The following is a 13,429-nucleotide window of genomic DNA, read 5'->3' on the forward strand; positions in this document are numbered from 1 at the left end:
GCCGGCAAGCAAGTGATCGACCTGGTCGGCTTCATGAGCAAGCCGACCTGCACCACCAGCCGCACCGAAGGCATCTGCTGGTAAACCCGGTCGGGGGGGGGGGGGGGGCCCCCCCCCCCCCCCCCCCCCCCCCCCCCCCCCCCCCCCCCCCCCCCCCACGCCGTAACTCCCATTTTCCCCAACCCGGCCATCGCGCCGGGTTTATTTTGCCTATCGTCCAGCTTGAACTGATTCTATTTATCACTTAATAATGAATATCATTATCCAGTAACCCGGCGATGATGTTCATGAAAACCGTCCTCCACGAACTGCCCTACCTGGAAAACTGGCGCTGGCTCAGCCGGCGCATCCGCTGCGCGCTGGAACCCGACGAGCCACGCCTGATCGAGCACTACCTCGCCGAAGGCCGCTATCTGGTGTGCTGCACCGAGACCTCGCCATGGACGGTGGCCTTGACCGCCTTGCGTCTGCTGCTCGATACCGCCAACGATCGCATGTTGCCCTGGCACTGGCGCTGCCTGTGCCTGGACCAGGCCTGGCGGCCGCTGCTCGACCTGCGCAATCTCGACCGCCTCGAACAGAACCAGCGTTGGCAGCCCTACGCGATGCAGCTCGCCAATTGCGTGCTGCTGCCGTCGATTTCTCCCGAAGAACTGATGCAAGGACTTGAAGATGAGTGATACCCGTATCGAGCGCGACAGCATGGGTGAACTGCAGGTGCCGGCCCAGGCCCTGTACGGTGCCCAGACCCAGCGCGCGGTCGACAACTTCCCGGTCAGCGGCAAGCCGATGCCGGCCCAGTTCATCCGCGCCTTGCTGCTGGCCAAGGCCGCTGCGGCCAAGGCCAACGTCGAGCTGGAACAGCTGAGCGCAGGGCAGGGCGCGGCCATCGTCAAGGCGGTGGAACAGTTGCTGGCCGAGGATTTCATCCGGCACTTCCCGGTGGACGTGTTCCAGACCGGCTCTGGCACCAGCTCGAACATGAACGCCAACGAGGTCATCGCGACCCTGGCCAGCCATGTGCTGGGCGAGCCGGTCAATGCCAACGACCACGTCAACTGTGGCCAGAGCAGCAACGACATCATCCCCACCACCATTCATGTCAGCGCCGCCCTGGCCCTGCACGAACAGCTGCTGCCGGCCTTGCGCCATCTCACCCAGGTGATCGAGGCCAAGGCAGTCGAGGTGCACAAGCACGTGAAGACCGGGCGCACCCATTTGATGGACGCGATGCCGGTACGCATGAGCCAGGTGCTTGGTGGCTGGGCCGCCCAGATCAAGGGGGCCCAGGCGCATATCGAAGCCACGCTGCCGAGCCTGCAAGCGCTGGCTCAGGGCGGCACGGCCGTGGGCACCGGGATCAATGCCCACCCGCAGTTCGCCGCAGGCTTTGCCCGCCAGTTGAGCGTCCTGACCCAGGTCGAGTTCACCCCCGGCGAGAACCTGTTTGCCCTGATCGGCTCCCAGGACACCGCGGTGGCGCTGTCGGGCCAGCTCAAGACGGCTGCCGTGGCGCTGATGAAGATCGCCAACGACCTGCGCTGGATGAACTCCGGCCCGCTCGCCGGTCTTGGTGAAATCGAGCTGCAGGGTCTGCAACCAGGCTCTTCGATCATGCCGGGCAAGGTCAACCCGGTGATCCCGGAGGCCACCGCGATGGTCGCCGCCCAGGTGATCGGCAACGACGCGACCATCGCCGTGGCCGGCCAGTCGGGCAACTTCGAGCTCAACGTGATGCTGCCGGTGATTGCCCGCAACCTGCTGGAGAGCATCGAGCTGATGGCCAATGTCAGCCGTTTGCTGGCCGACAAGGCCATCGCCAGCTTCAAGGTCAATGAGGCCAAGCTCAAGGAGGCGCTGTCGCGCAACCCGATCCTGGTCACCGCGCTGAATCCGATCATCGGCTACCTGAAGGCTGCCGAGATTGCCAAGACCGCCTACAAGCAGGGGCGTCCGATCATCGATGTGGCGCTGGAGCACACCGACCTGTCGCGTGACCAGCTCGAAGCGCTGCTGGACCCGGAAAAACTTACCGCTGGCGGCATCTGAACCCGGGCCGCCCAGGAGGCACGTCATGCAGCATTGGAAACGCACCACCCAAGATGCAAACCGCCTGTTCGAGCAGGGCGAGCTGGTCGACGCCCGGGAGCACTACCTGCAAGCACTGGCCTTGGCCCAGGTGCTGTTCGAGCGCTGGCATGACGTCGACGAGGCGGTGGCCGCACTGGTCATCGCCCACCACAACCTGGCCGACCTGCACCTGCGCCTGAACCAGCCGCACGAAAGCGCCGACTACTTGTGCGCGGCGCACCAGCGGCTGCTCCAGGCCAGCCAGGATCCGCGCCTGCCCCAGGCCCTGCGTGACGCGGCCTTGCGCCACAGCGGGCGCACTTATACCGAACTGCTGAGTTTCATCGCCGAGTACGGCCAATACCCGCGTACCGAGCGCCTGCTGAACCGCCAGGCGCCCGCAGCCAGCGAGCTGGTCGCGCACGCGGACATCACGGAACGCAAACCTGCCTACGGAATCCACTGACATGCCACATACCTTGCCTGCGTTGCCCTACGCCTACGATGCGCTGGAACCGCACATTGATACCCAAACCATGGAGATCCACCACAGCAAGCACCATCAGACCTACATCAACAACCTCAACGCTGCCATCGAGGGCACCGAATGGGCCGAATGGCCGGTGGAGCGACTGGTGGGCGCGGTCAAGCAACTGCCCGAGAAACTGCAAGGGGCGGTGGTCAACCAGGGCGGTGGCCATGCCAACCACACGTTGTTCTGGACCGTCATGTCGCCCAAGGGCGGTGGCCAACCCGAGGGTCAGGTAGCCCAGGCCATTGACGAGCAACTTGGTGGTTTCGAGGCGTTCAAGGAGGCCTTCACCAAGGCCGCGCTGAGCCGGTTCGGCAGTGGCTGGGCCTGGCTCAGCGTGACCCCGCAGAAAACGCTGGTGGTGGAGAGCAGCGGTAACCAGGACAGCCCGCTGATGCACGGCAACACGCCGATCCTCGGCCTGGATGTGTGGGAGCACGCCTATTACCTGAAGTACCAGAACCGCCGTCCTGAATACATTGGCGCCTTCTACAACGTGGTCGACTGGACCGAAGTGGAACGCCGCTACCTTGAAGCCCTGAAGTGAGTCTGACCGGTATGCGCTCCGAGGTGATGTCTGTCAGCAGTGTGCGCCTGTTCCGCCTGGCGCTTGGGACCGTGCTGTTGCTGGTCGGCACCGCATTGCTGGTGTCGCGTGGCATCGCCTGGTTGGACCTGGAACCGCGCATGTTGCGAGCCCTGGAGGGCGGCGCACTGTGCGCATTGGGGACGGCCTTGGGCGCAGTGCCGGTGCTGGTAATCCGCAACATGCCAGTGGCCGTGGCCGACACCTTGCTCGGTTTTGGTGCCGGGGTGATGTTGGCGGCCACCGCGTTCTCGCTGATCATTCCCGGGTTGGATGCGGCCCAGGCCATCGGCTTCAGCCCCTGGGGCGCCGGTGGTGTGATCAGCAGCGGCCTGTTGTTCGGCGCGTTGTGCCTGTTTCTGGTCGACCTCAAGGTCTCCGGCGCTTCACCGGAGGCCCTGGTCGGCAGTGAGCGGCAACCGGTTATCGCCGCGCGGATCTGGCTGTTCGTCATCGCCATCATTGCCCACAACATCCCCGAAGGCATGGCGATCGGGGTTTCCGCCGGTGGCGGGATGCCTGATGCCGATAGCCTGGCCATGGGCATCGCGTTGCAGGATGTGCCTGAGGGCCTGGTGATTGCGCTGGTGCTGGCAGGGGCGGGCATGCCGCGCTTCAAGGCGTTTCTGATCGGTGCGGCATCGGGGCTGGTCGAGCCGCTGGCAGCGGTGATCTGTGCCTGGCTGGTGAACATTGCCGAACTGTTGCTGCCGTTGGGCCTGGCCTGCGCGGCGGGGGCGATGCTGCTGGTGGTGACCCAGGAGATCATTCCGGAGTCACGCAGCAACGGGCATCACCGCCTGGCGAGCCTGGGGTTGTGTGTCGGGTTCTGTCTGATGATGGTGATGGACACGGCGATGTCCTGACGCCCCAATTATCTGTTTGGCGTGCCGCCTGGCTCATTCGCCTTCGTCGAATAAGTTCTCGATCAGCGCGACCAACGCCTCCATGGCGTCGCTGTCCTGCTCGCCCTCGGTGAGCAGGTGCACCTGAGTGCCCTTGCCGGCGGCGAGCATCATTACCGCCATGATGCTCTTGCCGTCCACCAGCTTGTCCGGCGCGCGCCCGACTCGTACCTGGCAGGGGAAACGCCCGGCGACGCCGACGAACTTGGCGGCCGCCCGCGCATGCAGGCCCAGCTTGTTGATGATGGTGATTTCGCGGGCGGGCATCGTGGGGCGGATCCTGTGGCTAGAGGTCGCGGTGGCGGACCTGGACGTTTTTCAGGGATTGCTGGAGCAGTTGGCCAAGCCGTTCGGTAATGTATACCGAGCGGTGGTGGCCGCCGGTACAGCCGATGGCGATGGTGACATAGGCGCGGTTGCTGGCTGCGAAGCGCGGCAGCCATTTGAGCAGGTAGCTGGAAATGTCCTGGAACATCTCCTCGACGTCCGGCTGCGCGGCCAGGTAGTCGATCACCGGCTGTTCGAGGCCGGAATGTTCGCGAAGTTCCGGCTTCCAGTACGGGTTGGGCAGGCAGCGCACGTCGAACACCAGGTCGGCATCCACCGGCATGCCACGCTTGAAACCGAATGACTCGACGAGAAACGCAGTGCCGGGCTCGGGCTGGTTGAGCAGGCGCAGCTTGATCGAGTCACGCAACTGGTACAGGTTCAGGTTGGTGGTATCGATCTTCAGGTCGGCAAGGTCGGCGATCGGCCCAAGCAGCTCGCTCTCCACCCGGATTGCCTCAGCCAGCGAACGGCTGTCGTTGGTCAGTGGATGGCGGCGGCGGGTTTCCGAAAAACGCTTGAGCAGTGTGTCTTCGTCGGCATCCAGATACAGCACGTCGCACTGAATATGCCGGGAGCGTGCCTCTTCCAGCAACTGAGGGAAGCGTGACAGATGGCTGGGCAGGTTGCGTGCATCGATCGAGACCGCAACCTTGGGTTGCAACAGCTCTGTGTTGATCAAGGCGTTTTCAGCCAGCTGCGGCAACAGCCCGGCGGGCAGGTTGTCGATGCAGTAATAGCCGTTGTCTTCCAGCACGTCGAGGGCGGTGCTCTTACCGGAGCCGGAGCGACCGCTGACGATGATCAGGCGCATGTTCAGTGCTCGTTTTGTACGTCCAGGACGACCTGGTAGAGGGTCTCGCTGCTATCGGCGGCACGCAGGTTATCGCGGACCTCCTTGCGATCAAGCATGCTGGCGATCTGGCGCAGCAGTTCTAGGTGCGCGTCGGTGGCGGCTTCCGGGACCAGCAGGACAAACAGCAGGTCGACCGGGGCGCCATCGATGGCATCGTAATCAATGGGGGCGTCCAGATGCAGCAGGGCGCTGACAGGCGCGCTGCAACCTGCCAGGCGGCAATGGGGTATGGCGATACCATTGCCAAAACCGGTGGAGCCCAGTTTTTCGCGAGCCCACAGGCTGTCGAAGACGTCTTGCATCTCCAGCTCGGGTACTTGCTCGGCGATCAGGTTGGCGACCTTTTCCAGGGCGCGCTTCTTACTGCCGCCCGGCACGTTCACGAGGGAACGGCCGGGGGTCAGGATGGTTTCAAGTCGGATCATGGATGAGGGGGATCAGCGGGCGGCTGCGCCTTGCAGCAGGCTTTGCTGTTTTTCCTTGTGTTTTTTCAGTTGGCGGTCGAGCTTGTCGGCCAGGGCGTCGATCGCTGCATACATGTCTTGGTGTTCGGCGTTTGCAACCACCTCACCGCCGGGAATCTGGAGCGTGGCTTCGATCTTCTGCTGAAGCTTCTCGACTTTCATGATCACCGTCACGTTGGTGATCTTGTCGAAATGACCCTCCACCCGGGCGAGCTTCTCGAGCACGTAATCGCGCAGTGGTTGGGTGACTTCTACATGCTGTCCACTGATGTTGACTTGCATACAGCTTCTCCTTTGTTGCCCGTGCATAAAGAGGCAGGTGTTGCACCTGCCACTGAAACGCTGTGGCACATCCGGGGGCTACATCAGCCGCTTGCGCTCGCTCGAAGGGGCAATCCCCAACGACTCGCGATACTTGGCGACGGTGCGACGGGCTACCTGGATGCCTTGTGCCTCCAGTAAACCAGCGATCTTGCTGTCACTCAATGGCTTTTTCTGATTTTCCGCAGCCACCAGTTTCTTGATGATCGCGCGGATTGCCGTGGACGAGCATTCGCCGCCCTCGGCGGTGCTCACGTGGCTCGAGAAAAAGTATTTCAGTTCGTAGATGCCGCGCGGGGTGTGCATGTATTTCTGCGTGGTCACCCGGGAAATCGTCGATTCGTGCATGCCCACCGCCTCGGCGATGTCATGCAGGACCAGCGGCTTCATGGCCTCGTCGCCATGGTCGAGGAAGCCACGCTGGTGCTCGACAATCTGCGTCGCCACTTTCATCAGCGTCTCGTTGCGGCTCTGCAGGCTCTTGATGAACCACCGCGCTTCCTGCAGCTGATTGCGCATGAAGGTGTTGTCGGCGCTGGTGTCGGCGCGCCGGACGAAGCCGGCGTACTGCGGATTGACGCGCAGCTTCGGCACTGCCTCCTGGTTGAGCTCGACCAGCCAGCGCTCGCTGTCCTTGCGCACGATGACGTCGGGCACGACGTATTCGGGTTCACTGGACTCGATCTGCGAGCCCGGGCGCGGGTTGAGGCTCTGTACCAGTTCGATGATCTGGCGCAGTTCGTCTTCCTTGAGCTTCATCCGGCGCATCAGCTGGCTGTAGTCGCGGCTGCCGAGGAGGTCGATGAAGTCGGTGACCAGGCGCTGTGCCTCGCTCATCCAGGGTGTCGAGGCCGGCAGCTGGCGCAGTTGCAGCAGCAGGCATTCGCCGAGGGTGCGGGCGCCAATGCCGGCCGGCTCGAACTGCTGGATGCGGTGCAGCACCGCCTCGACCTCGTCCAGCTCGATGTCCAGCTCCGGGTCGAAACCGGCGCAGATTTCTTCGAGGGTGTCTTCCAGGTAGCCCTGGGCGTTGATGCTGTCGATCAGGGTGACGGCGATCAGCCGGTCGGTGTCGGACATCGGCGCCAGGTTGAGCTGCCACAGCAGGTGGCTTTGCAGGCTCTCGCCCACCGACGTACGGGTGGTGAAGTCCCATTCGTCGTCATCGTTGCTCGGCAGGCTGCTGGCGCTGGTCTGGTAGATGTCTTCCCAGGCAGTGTCGACCGGCAATTCGTTGGGGATCCGCTCGGCCCATTCGCCGTCCTCCAGGTTTTCCGTGATACTGCTGGAGGTTTCCTGGAAACTGTTGTCCTGGGCTTCGGCGGTCGGCTTGTTCTCGGCGTTGTCCGCCATGGGGTCGCTGTTGTCGAAGTCCTCGCCGTCTTCCTGACGTTCGAGCATCGGGTTGGACTCCAGCGCTTCCTGGATTTCCTGCTGGAGGTCCAGGGTGGAGAGCTGAAGCAGGCGGATGGCCTGTTGCAACTGAGGTGTCATCGTCAGTTGCTGGCCCATTTTTAGGACGAGCGATGGTTTCATGGCTGGGGCTTAATACCTTGTTGCCGGCGCGCATGCGCCATCCACTACACGTAGGGCGCTTGGGCGCCGACTTTAAGCAAGTTATATGCCTGAAATTGCAGCGTTTGCCTAGAGCACTGTAACAACTTAAGCCCCGATCAGGCGCATTCGCCAGTGCTCCGGGCAGGCCTGTGGTCAGAGTCGGAACTCGTGCCCCAGGTAAACTTCCTTGACCAACTGGTTGGCCAGGATGGTCTCGGCATCGCCTTCGGCGATCAGTTGGCCATCGTTGACGATGTAGGCCGTCTCGCAGATGTCCAGGGTCTCGCGAACGTTGTGGTCGGTGATCAGTACGCCGATGCCTTTGTTCTTGAGGTGGTGGATGATCTGCTTGATGTCGCCGACGGAAATCGGGTCGACACCGGCGAACGGTTCGTCCAGCAGGATGAACTTGGGTGCGGTGGCCAGGGCGCGGGCGATCTCGACCCGGCGACGTTCGCCACCGGACAGGCTCATGCCCAGATTGTCGCGGATATGGCTGATGTGGAACTCCTGCAGCAGGCTTTCCAGTTCCTTGCGGCGGCCTTCGCGATCGAGGTCCTTGCGGGTCTCGAGGATGGCCATGATGTTGTCGGCCACCGACAGTTTACGGAAGATCGACGCTTCCTGCGGCAGGTAGCCGATACCGGCCTGGGCGCGCCCGTGCATCGGCTGGTGGCTGACATCGAGGCTGTCGATCAGCACACGGCCCTGGTCGGCCTGGACCAGGCCGACGATCATGTAGAAACAGGTGGTCTTGCCGGCGCCGTTGGGGCCGAGCAGGCCGACGATCTGGCCGCTGTCGATGGACAGGCTGACGTCGCGCACGACTTGCCTGCCCTTGTAGCTCTTGGCCAGGTGCTGGGCTTTGAGGGTTGCCATTTACTCGGCCTTTTTCTTCGGTTGAATGACCATGTCGATACGCTGACGCGGTGCAGTCACGTTGCCACCGCGCCCGGCGGTAGCCACCTGGGTCTTGGTGTTGTAGACGATCTTCTCGCCTTCGGTGGTGTTGCCTTCGTTCTCGACCTTGGCGCGGTCGGTGAGGATCACCACGTCTTTCTGCGCCTGGTACTGGATGGTCACGGCCCAGCCTTTCATCTTGTCGGGCTTGGCGGCACTCTGCTGCTGCTCGAAGTAGGCCAGGTTGCCCACCGAGGTGACCACATCGATATCGCCGTTGGCGGCGCGGGTCATGGTCACGGTGTTGCCTTTGATCATCATCGAGCCCTGGGTGATGATCACGTCGCCCGTGTAGGTGGCGACGCCCTGCTTGTCGTCCAGGTGGGCGTTGTCCGCCTGGATGCGGATCGGCTGGTCACGGTCGTTCGGCAGGGCGAAGGCGCTCGCGCTTCCCAGTGCTACGCCCAGGCTGAGCAGAAGGGGGATGGTTTTAACGAGCCTCATACTGTCCTCTTACGTTAGAGAGCAGGTCCATCCTGCCTTCTTTCAAATACGCTTTCATTCCTTTGCCCGTAGTCGTGCCACCGGCGCCGTCGATTCTAACGGCTTGCTCGGTCTGCGCATATTGCTTCTGCGGGAACACGGTCATGCGTGTGCTGGTGATGATGGTTTCGCGTTGCTTCTCGTCGGTGCGCGCCACGCGCACCTCGTCGATCAACTCCACCTCGGTGCCGTCCGGGTTGACCTCGGCGCGTTTGCTCTGCACATGCCAGGGGTATTCGGTACCACGGTACATGTGCAGGTCGGGCGTGGTCACCAGGGTAACCTCGCTGGCCTTGAGGTGCTCGACCTTGGCGGCGGTCATTTCGTACTGCAGCTTGCCGTCGGGCAGGAACTGCAGGCTGTGGGCGTTGATCGCGTAGTAGTCGATGGCGCTCTGGTCGACCTGGGCCTGGGGCTGTTCGAGGAAGCTTTCCGGGCTGATGTTCCAGTAGCCTACCGCAACCAGCACGGCAGCGATCCCGCCTAGCAGCGCGACATTTCTGATCTTCTTGCTGAGCATGGGCAGCCTTACAGGTAATGGGCGTTGGCAGCGTCCAGGGTGCCCTGGGCCTGCATGATCAGTTCACAGAACTCGCGGGCGGCGCCTTCGCCGCCGCGGGCCTGGGTAACGCCGTGGGCGTGCTGGCGAACGAAGGCCGCGGCATTCTGCACCGCCATGCCCAGGCCGACGCGGCGGATCACCGGCAGGTCGGGCAGGTCGTCGCCGAGGTAGGCGACCTGTTCATAGCTTAGATTGAGTTCGGCGAGCAGGCCGTCCAGCACCACCAGTTTGTCCTCGCGCCCCTGGAACAGGTGCGGGATGCCGAGATTTTTCGCCCGGCGCTCGACCACGGGGGTCTTGCGACCGCTGATGATCGCGGTGGTCACGCCCGAGGCCATGAGCATCTTGATGCCGTGGCCGTCGAGGGTGTTGAACGTCTTGAACTCGCTGCCGTCTTCGAGGAAGTACAGGCGGCCATCGGTGAGCACGCCGTCGACGTCGAACACCGCCAGCTTGATGGCCTTGGCGCGTTGCATCAGGTCCTGAGTCATTTACATCACTCCGGCGCGCAGCAGGTCGTGCATGTTCAGGGCGCCGGTCGGGCGGTCGTCCTGATCGACAACCACCAGCGCGCTGATCTTGTGGTCTTCCATGATCTTCAGTGCCTCGGCGGCGAGCATCTCGGCGCGGGCGGTCTTGCCGTGCACGGTCATGACTTCGTCGATGAGCGTCTTGTGCACGTCGATGTTGCGGTCCAGGCTGCGGCGCAGGTCACCGTCGGTGAAGACGCCGGCCAGCTTGCCGTCGTTACCCAGCACCACGGTCATGCCCAAACCTTTGCGAGACATTTCAAGCAGCGCGTCCTTGAGCAGGGTGCCGCTCTTTACCACGGGCAGCTCTTCGCCGGCATGCATGACGTTCTCGACCTTCAGCAGCAGGCGACGGCCCAGCGCGCCGCCTGGGTGGGAGAAGGCAAAGTCTTCGGCGGTGAAGCCGCGAGCCTCCAGCAGGGCGATGGCCAGGGCGTCGCCCAGCGCCAGCGCCGCAGTGGTGGAGGAGGTCGGCGCAAGGTTGAGCGGGCAGGCTTCCTGGGCGACGCTGGCGTCAAGGTTGACCTCGGCGGCCTGGGCCAGGGGCGAGTCCGGTTTGCCGGTGAGGCTGATCATCTGGATGCCCAGGCGCTTGATCAAGGGCAGCAGGGTGATGATCTCGGCGGTGCTGCCGGAGTTGGACAGGGCAAGAATGACATCGTCACGGGTGATCATGCCCATATCGCCATGGCTGGCCTCGGCCGGGTGCACGAAGAACGCCGGGGTGCCGGTGCTGGCCAGGGTAGCGGCGATCTTGTTGCCGATGTGCCCCGACTTGCCCATGCCTACCACCACGACCCGCCCCTTGCTGGCCAGGATCAGTTCGCAGGCCTTGATGAAGTCCCCGTCGATGCGGGCCAGCAGGGCCTCCACGGCCTCGAGTTCGAGGCGCAGGGTGCGCTGGGCGGATTGGATCAGCTCGCTGGATTGGGTCATGTCGGAACGCAATGCCTGATGAAAAGGCGGCGATTATAGCCGCAATGTGTGAAAGGCTCATCCTTCGAATGTCATATGGATGCCGCGCCTGCCTGTCTGTGCCCTGAACGAGTGGGGTGACGGCCTTGGGGCGGGCCTATCAGCGGTGCTATAGTTCGCCGCTATTCGGCCCGCCGGGGACCTGTGTGCCTTCAAGATGAAGGCAGGCGTCCACTATGACGAGGCTGCACTAGCAAGGAGTCTAGATGAGTGTGGATAGCGCCTACGCGGTCGAGTTGAAGGGCGTCACCTTCAAGCGCGGTTCGCGCAGCATTTTCAGCAACGTGGACATACGCATTCCCCGCGGCAAGGTCACCGGCATCATGGGGCCTTCAGGGTGCGGCAAGACCACCTTGCTGCGCCTGATGGGCGCGCAGTTGCGCCCGGCCGGCGGCGAAGTCTGGGTCAATGGGCAGAACCTGCCCGCGCTGTCGCGGGGCGACCTGTTCGATGCGCGCAAGCAGATGGGCGTGCTGTTCCAGAGCGGTGCGCTGTTCACCGACCTGGATGTGTTCGAGAACGTGGCCTTCCCGCTGCGGGTGCATACGCAGCTGTCGGACGAGATGATCCGCGACATCGTGCTGATGAAGCTGCAGGCCGTGGGTCTGCGCGGCGCCATCGACCTGATGCCCGACGAACTGTCTGGCGGCATGAAGCGCCGTGTGGCACTGGCCCGTGCGATCGCCCTGGACCCGCAGATCCTCATGTACGACGAGCCGTTCGTCGGCCAGGACCCGATCGCCATGGGCGTGCTGGTGCGCCTGATCCGCCTGCTCAACGATGCCCTGGGTATCACCAGCATCGTGGTGTCCCATGACCTTGCGGAAACCGCGAGCATTGCCGACTACATCTATGTGGTCGGCGATGGCCAGGTGCTGGGGCAGGGCACGCCGGACGAACTGATGGGCTCGGACAACCCGCGCATCCGCCAGTTCATGAAAGGCGACCCTGATGGCCCGGTACCCTTCCACTTCCCTGCGCCTGACTACCGCGCCGATTTGCTGGGGACGCGTTGATGCGCAGAAAATCCTTACTCGAACGTATCCGTCTGTTCGGCCGTTCGGCCATCGATGTGCTGGCCGTACTGGGACGCTCGTGCCTGTTCCTCGGCCATTCGCTGGGCGGGCGCAGTGGTATCGGCGGCGGTTTCCAGCTGCTGGTCAAGCAACTGTATTCGGTGGGCGTGCTGTCGCTGGCGATCATCGTCGTGTCCGGCGTGTTCATCGGCATGGTCCTGGCGCTGCAGGGCTACAGCATTCTCAACAAGTATGGCTCGGAACAGGCGGTCGGGCAGATGGTCGCCCTGACCCTGCTGCGCGAGCTCGGGCCGGTGGTCACCGCTTTGCTGTTCGCTGGCCGCGCGGGTTCTGCGCTGACCGCCGAAATCGGCAACATGAAATCCACCGAGCAACTGTCGAGCCTGGAAATGATCGGCGTCGACCCGCTCAAGTACATCGTGGCGCCACGCCTGTGGGCCGGCTTCATTTCGCTGCCGCTGCTGGCGCTGATCTTCAGCGTGGTGGGCATCTGGGGCGGCTCGTGGGTCGCCGTGGACTGGCTGGGCGTCTACGAAGGCTCGTTCTGGGGCAACATGCAGAACAGTGTCTCTTTCAGCGACGACGTGCTCAACGGGCTGATCAAGAGCCTGGTGTTCGCCTTCGTCGTTACCTGGATCGCCGTATTCCAGGGGTACGACTGTGAGCCCACTTCAGAAGGGATCAGCCGTGCCACCACCAAGACCGTGGTCTATGCCTCGTTGGCAGTCCTGGGTCTGGACTTTATTCTGACCGCCTTGATGTTTGGAGATTTCTGATGCAAAACCGCACCCTGGAAATCGGTGTCGGCCTGTTCCTCCTGGCCGGGATCCTGGCGCTGCTGCTGCTGGCCCTGCGTGTCAGCGGGCTGTCGGCCAGCCCGAGCAGCGACACATATAAAGTTTATGCGTACTTCGACAATATCGCCGGTTTGACGGTCAGAGCTAAAGTGACCATGGCCGGTGTGACCATCGGCAAGGTCACGGCCATCGATCTGGACCGCGACTCGTATACCGGTCGGGTGACGCTGCAGCTGGACAAGCATGTCGACAACCTGCCGACCGACTCCACTGCCTCGATCCTGACCGCCGGCCTGCTGGGCGAGAAGTACATCGGCATCAGCGTGGGCGGCGAGGACGTGGTTCTCAAGGATGGCAGCACCATCCACGACACGCAGTCGGCGCTGGTGCTGGAAGATCTGATCGGCAAGTTCCTGCTCAACTCGGTGGGCAAGGAACCGAAAGAAGCTCAACCGGCTAATTAAGGA

The 13,429-nt window shown here is 63.1% G+C and carries 18 protein-coding genes; 8 read left to right on the forward strand and 10 right to left on the reverse strand.

The window, feature by feature from the left end:
• Positions 1 to 278: 278 nt before the first annotated feature.
• Genes ACVWY1_RS06245 through ACVWY1_RS06265 form a run of 5 tightly spaced genes read left to right on the forward strand, consistent with a single transcriptional unit; the run spans position 279 to position 4,054 of the window.
• Positions 279 to 680: a hypothetical protein gene (locus ACVWY1_RS06245; protein WP_046856974.1), complete on the forward strand. Its 402-nt coding sequence runs from the start codon at positions 279 to 281 to the stop codon at positions 678 to 680.
• On the forward strand, positions 673 to 2,049 hold the full coding sequence (locus ACVWY1_RS06250; protein WP_277502992.1) for a class II fumarate hydratase: 1,377 nt from the start codon (positions 673 to 675) through the stop codon (positions 2,047 to 2,049). The genes ACVWY1_RS06245 and ACVWY1_RS06250 overlap by 8 nt, the downstream gene beginning before the upstream one ends.
• A gap of 25 nt (positions 2,050 to 2,074) precedes the next feature.
• On the forward strand, positions 2,075 to 2,536 hold the full coding sequence (locus ACVWY1_RS06255; RefSeq protein WP_102682712.1) for a DUF2753 family protein: 462 nt from the start codon (positions 2,075 to 2,077) through the stop codon (positions 2,534 to 2,536).
• Between the two features lies 1 nt (position 2,537).
• The gene (locus ACVWY1_RS06260) at positions 2,538 to 3,149 is read left to right on the forward strand and encodes a superoxide dismutase (RefSeq protein ID WP_277502993.1); all 612 of its coding nucleotides are present in this window, start codon (positions 2,538 to 2,540) and stop codon (positions 3,147 to 3,149) included.
• Between the two features lie 11 nt (positions 3,150 to 3,160).
• Positions 3,161 to 4,054 carry a ZIP family metal transporter gene (locus ACVWY1_RS06265; RefSeq protein WP_277505558.1) on the forward strand — a complete coding sequence of 298 codons (894 nt, stop codon included), beginning with the start codon at positions 3,161 to 3,163 and terminating at the stop codon, positions 4,052 to 4,054.
• A gap of 33 nt (positions 4,055 to 4,087) precedes the next feature.
• Here the strand turns inward: ACVWY1_RS06265 and ACVWY1_RS06270 are convergent, their stop codons facing one another.
• The 10 genes from ACVWY1_RS06270 to ACVWY1_RS06315 form a co-directional block, all read right to left on the reverse strand.
• A complete protein-coding gene (locus ACVWY1_RS06270; RefSeq protein WP_277502994.1) occupies positions 4,088 to 4,360 on the reverse strand; it encodes an HPr family phosphocarrier protein in 273 nt (90 codons plus the stop codon).
• Between the two features lie 19 nt (positions 4,361 to 4,379).
• Positions 4,380 to 5,234: an RNase adapter RapZ gene (gene rapZ / locus ACVWY1_RS06275; protein WP_023629088.1), complete on the reverse strand. Its 855-nt coding sequence runs from the start codon at positions 5,232 to 5,234 to the stop codon at positions 4,380 to 4,382.
• A gap of 2 nt (positions 5,235 to 5,236) precedes the next feature.
• Positions 5,237 to 5,701, reverse strand: a complete 465-nt coding sequence (ptsN, locus tag ACVWY1_RS06280; RefSeq protein WP_198755567.1) for a PTS IIA-like nitrogen regulatory protein PtsN — start codon at positions 5,699 to 5,701, stop codon at positions 5,237 to 5,239.
• 12 nt (positions 5,702 to 5,713) lie between these two features.
• A complete protein-coding gene (gene hpf, locus ACVWY1_RS06285) occupies positions 5,714 to 6,022 on the reverse strand; it encodes a ribosome hibernation-promoting factor, HPF/YfiA family (RefSeq protein WP_023629086.1) in 309 nt (102 codons plus the stop codon).
• A 78-nt stretch (positions 6,023 to 6,100) separates the two neighbouring features.
• On the reverse strand, positions 6,101 to 7,597 hold the full coding sequence (locus tag ACVWY1_RS06290) for an RNA polymerase factor sigma-54 (RefSeq protein ID WP_277502995.1): 1,497 nt from the start codon (positions 7,595 to 7,597) through the stop codon (positions 6,101 to 6,103).
• Between the two features lie 174 nt (positions 7,598 to 7,771).
• Positions 7,772 to 8,497 (reverse strand): LPS export ABC transporter ATP-binding protein, encoded by a 726-nt coding sequence (gene lptB, locus ACVWY1_RS06295; RefSeq protein WP_023629084.1) that lies wholly within the window; start codon positions 8,495 to 8,497, stop codon positions 7,772 to 7,774.
• Entirely contained in the window at positions 8,498 to 9,022 is a 525-nt protein-coding gene (lptA, locus tag ACVWY1_RS06300) for a lipopolysaccharide transport periplasmic protein LptA (RefSeq protein WP_023629083.1), read from the reverse strand.
• The gene (gene lptC, locus ACVWY1_RS06305; RefSeq protein ID WP_046856968.1) at positions 9,009 to 9,581 is read right to left on the reverse strand and encodes an LPS export ABC transporter periplasmic protein LptC; all 573 of its coding nucleotides are present in this window, start codon (positions 9,579 to 9,581) and stop codon (positions 9,009 to 9,011) included. Before lptC ends, lptA begins: the two co-directional genes overlap by 14 nt.
• A gap of 8 nt (positions 9,582 to 9,589) precedes the next feature.
• Positions 9,590 to 10,114, reverse strand: a complete 525-nt coding sequence (locus tag ACVWY1_RS06310; protein ID WP_046856967.1) for a KdsC family phosphatase — start codon at positions 10,112 to 10,114, stop codon at positions 9,590 to 9,592.
• Complete coding sequence (locus tag ACVWY1_RS06315) at positions 10,115 to 11,089, reverse strand: KpsF/GutQ family sugar-phosphate isomerase (RefSeq protein ID WP_277502996.1); 975 nt, start codon at positions 11,087 to 11,089, stop codon at positions 10,115 to 10,117.
• A 245-nt stretch (positions 11,090 to 11,334) separates the two neighbouring features.
• On the opposite strand from ACVWY1_RS06315, the gene ACVWY1_RS06320 reads away from it, so the two are divergent.
• The 3 genes from ACVWY1_RS06320 to mlaD are packed head-to-tail and all read left to right on the forward strand — an operon-like array spanning position 11,335 to position 13,426.
• Positions 11,335 to 12,144: an ATP-binding cassette domain-containing protein gene (locus ACVWY1_RS06320; protein WP_023630420.1), complete on the forward strand. Its 810-nt coding sequence runs from the start codon at positions 11,335 to 11,337 to the stop codon at positions 12,142 to 12,144.
• Positions 12,144 to 12,941 (forward strand): lipid asymmetry maintenance ABC transporter permease subunit MlaE, encoded by a 798-nt coding sequence (gene mlaE, locus ACVWY1_RS06325; protein ID WP_031315029.1) that lies wholly within the window; start codon positions 12,144 to 12,146, stop codon positions 12,939 to 12,941. Before ACVWY1_RS06320 ends, mlaE begins: the two co-directional genes overlap by 1 nt.
• Positions 12,941 to 13,426, forward strand: a complete 486-nt coding sequence (gene mlaD / locus ACVWY1_RS06330; RefSeq protein ID WP_023630422.1) for an outer membrane lipid asymmetry maintenance protein MlaD — start codon at positions 12,941 to 12,943, stop codon at positions 13,424 to 13,426. The genes mlaE and mlaD overlap by 1 nt, the downstream gene beginning before the upstream one ends.
• Positions 13,427 to 13,429 lie beyond the last annotated feature (3 nt).

The sequence above is a fragment of the Pseudomonas sp. TE6288 genome (assembly GCF_054062095.1).

Excerpts from the sequence above, each read along its gene's own strand:
- ACVWY1_RS06245 (WP_046856974.1), top strand. The coding sequence starts at position 279 with ATGATGTTCATGAAAACCGTCCTCCACGAACTGCCCTACCTGGAAAAC.
- ACVWY1_RS06250 (WP_277502992.1), top strand. The coding sequence starts at position 673 with ATGAGTGATACCCGTATCGAGCGCGACAGCATGGGTGAACTGCAGGTG.
- ACVWY1_RS06255 (WP_102682712.1), top strand. The coding sequence starts at position 2,075 with ATGCAGCATTGGAAACGCACCACCCAAGATGCAAACCGCCTGTTCGAG.
- ACVWY1_RS06260 (WP_277502993.1), top strand. The coding sequence starts at position 2,538 with ATGCCACATACCTTGCCTGCGTTGCCCTACGCCTACGATGCGCTGGAA.
- ACVWY1_RS06265 (WP_277505558.1), top strand. The coding sequence starts at position 3,161 with ATGCGCTCCGAGGTGATGTCTGTCAGCAGTGTGCGCCTGTTCCGCCTG.
- ACVWY1_RS06270 (WP_277502994.1), bottom strand. The coding sequence starts at position 4,360 with ATGCCCGCCCGCGAAATCACCATCATCAACAAGCTGGGCCTGCATGCG.
- rapZ (WP_023629088.1), bottom strand. The coding sequence starts at position 5,234 with ATGCGCCTGATCATCGTCAGCGGTCGCTCCGGCTCCGGTAAGAGCACC.
- ptsN (WP_198755567.1), bottom strand. The coding sequence starts at position 5,701 with ATGATCCGACTTGAAACCATCCTGACCCCCGGCCGTTCCCTCGTGAAC.
- hpf (WP_023629086.1), bottom strand. The coding sequence starts at position 6,022 with ATGCAAGTCAACATCAGTGGACAGCATGTAGAAGTCACCCAACCACTG.
- ACVWY1_RS06290 (WP_277502995.1), bottom strand. The coding sequence starts at position 7,597 with ATGAAACCATCGCTCGTCCTAAAAATGGGCCAGCAACTGACGATGACA.
- lptB (WP_023629084.1), bottom strand. The coding sequence starts at position 8,497 with ATGGCAACCCTCAAAGCCCAGCACCTGGCCAAGAGCTACAAGGGCAGG.
- lptA (WP_023629083.1), bottom strand. The coding sequence starts at position 9,022 with ATGAGGCTCGTTAAAACCATCCCCCTTCTGCTCAGCCTGGGCGTAGCA.
- lptC (WP_046856968.1), bottom strand. The coding sequence starts at position 9,581 with ATGCTCAGCAAGAAGATCAGAAATGTCGCGCTGCTAGGCGGGATCGCT.
- ACVWY1_RS06310 (WP_046856967.1), bottom strand. The coding sequence starts at position 10,114 with ATGACTCAGGACCTGATGCAACGCGCCAAGGCCATCAAGCTGGCGGTG.
- ACVWY1_RS06315 (WP_277502996.1), bottom strand. The coding sequence starts at position 11,089 with ATGACCCAATCCAGCGAGCTGATCCAATCCGCCCAGCGCACCCTGCGC.
- ACVWY1_RS06320 (WP_023630420.1), top strand. The coding sequence starts at position 11,335 with ATGAGTGTGGATAGCGCCTACGCGGTCGAGTTGAAGGGCGTCACCTTC.
- mlaE (WP_031315029.1), top strand. The coding sequence starts at position 12,144 with ATGCGCAGAAAATCCTTACTCGAACGTATCCGTCTGTTCGGCCGTTCG.
- mlaD (WP_023630422.1), top strand. The coding sequence starts at position 12,941 with ATGCAAAACCGCACCCTGGAAATCGGTGTCGGCCTGTTCCTCCTGGCC.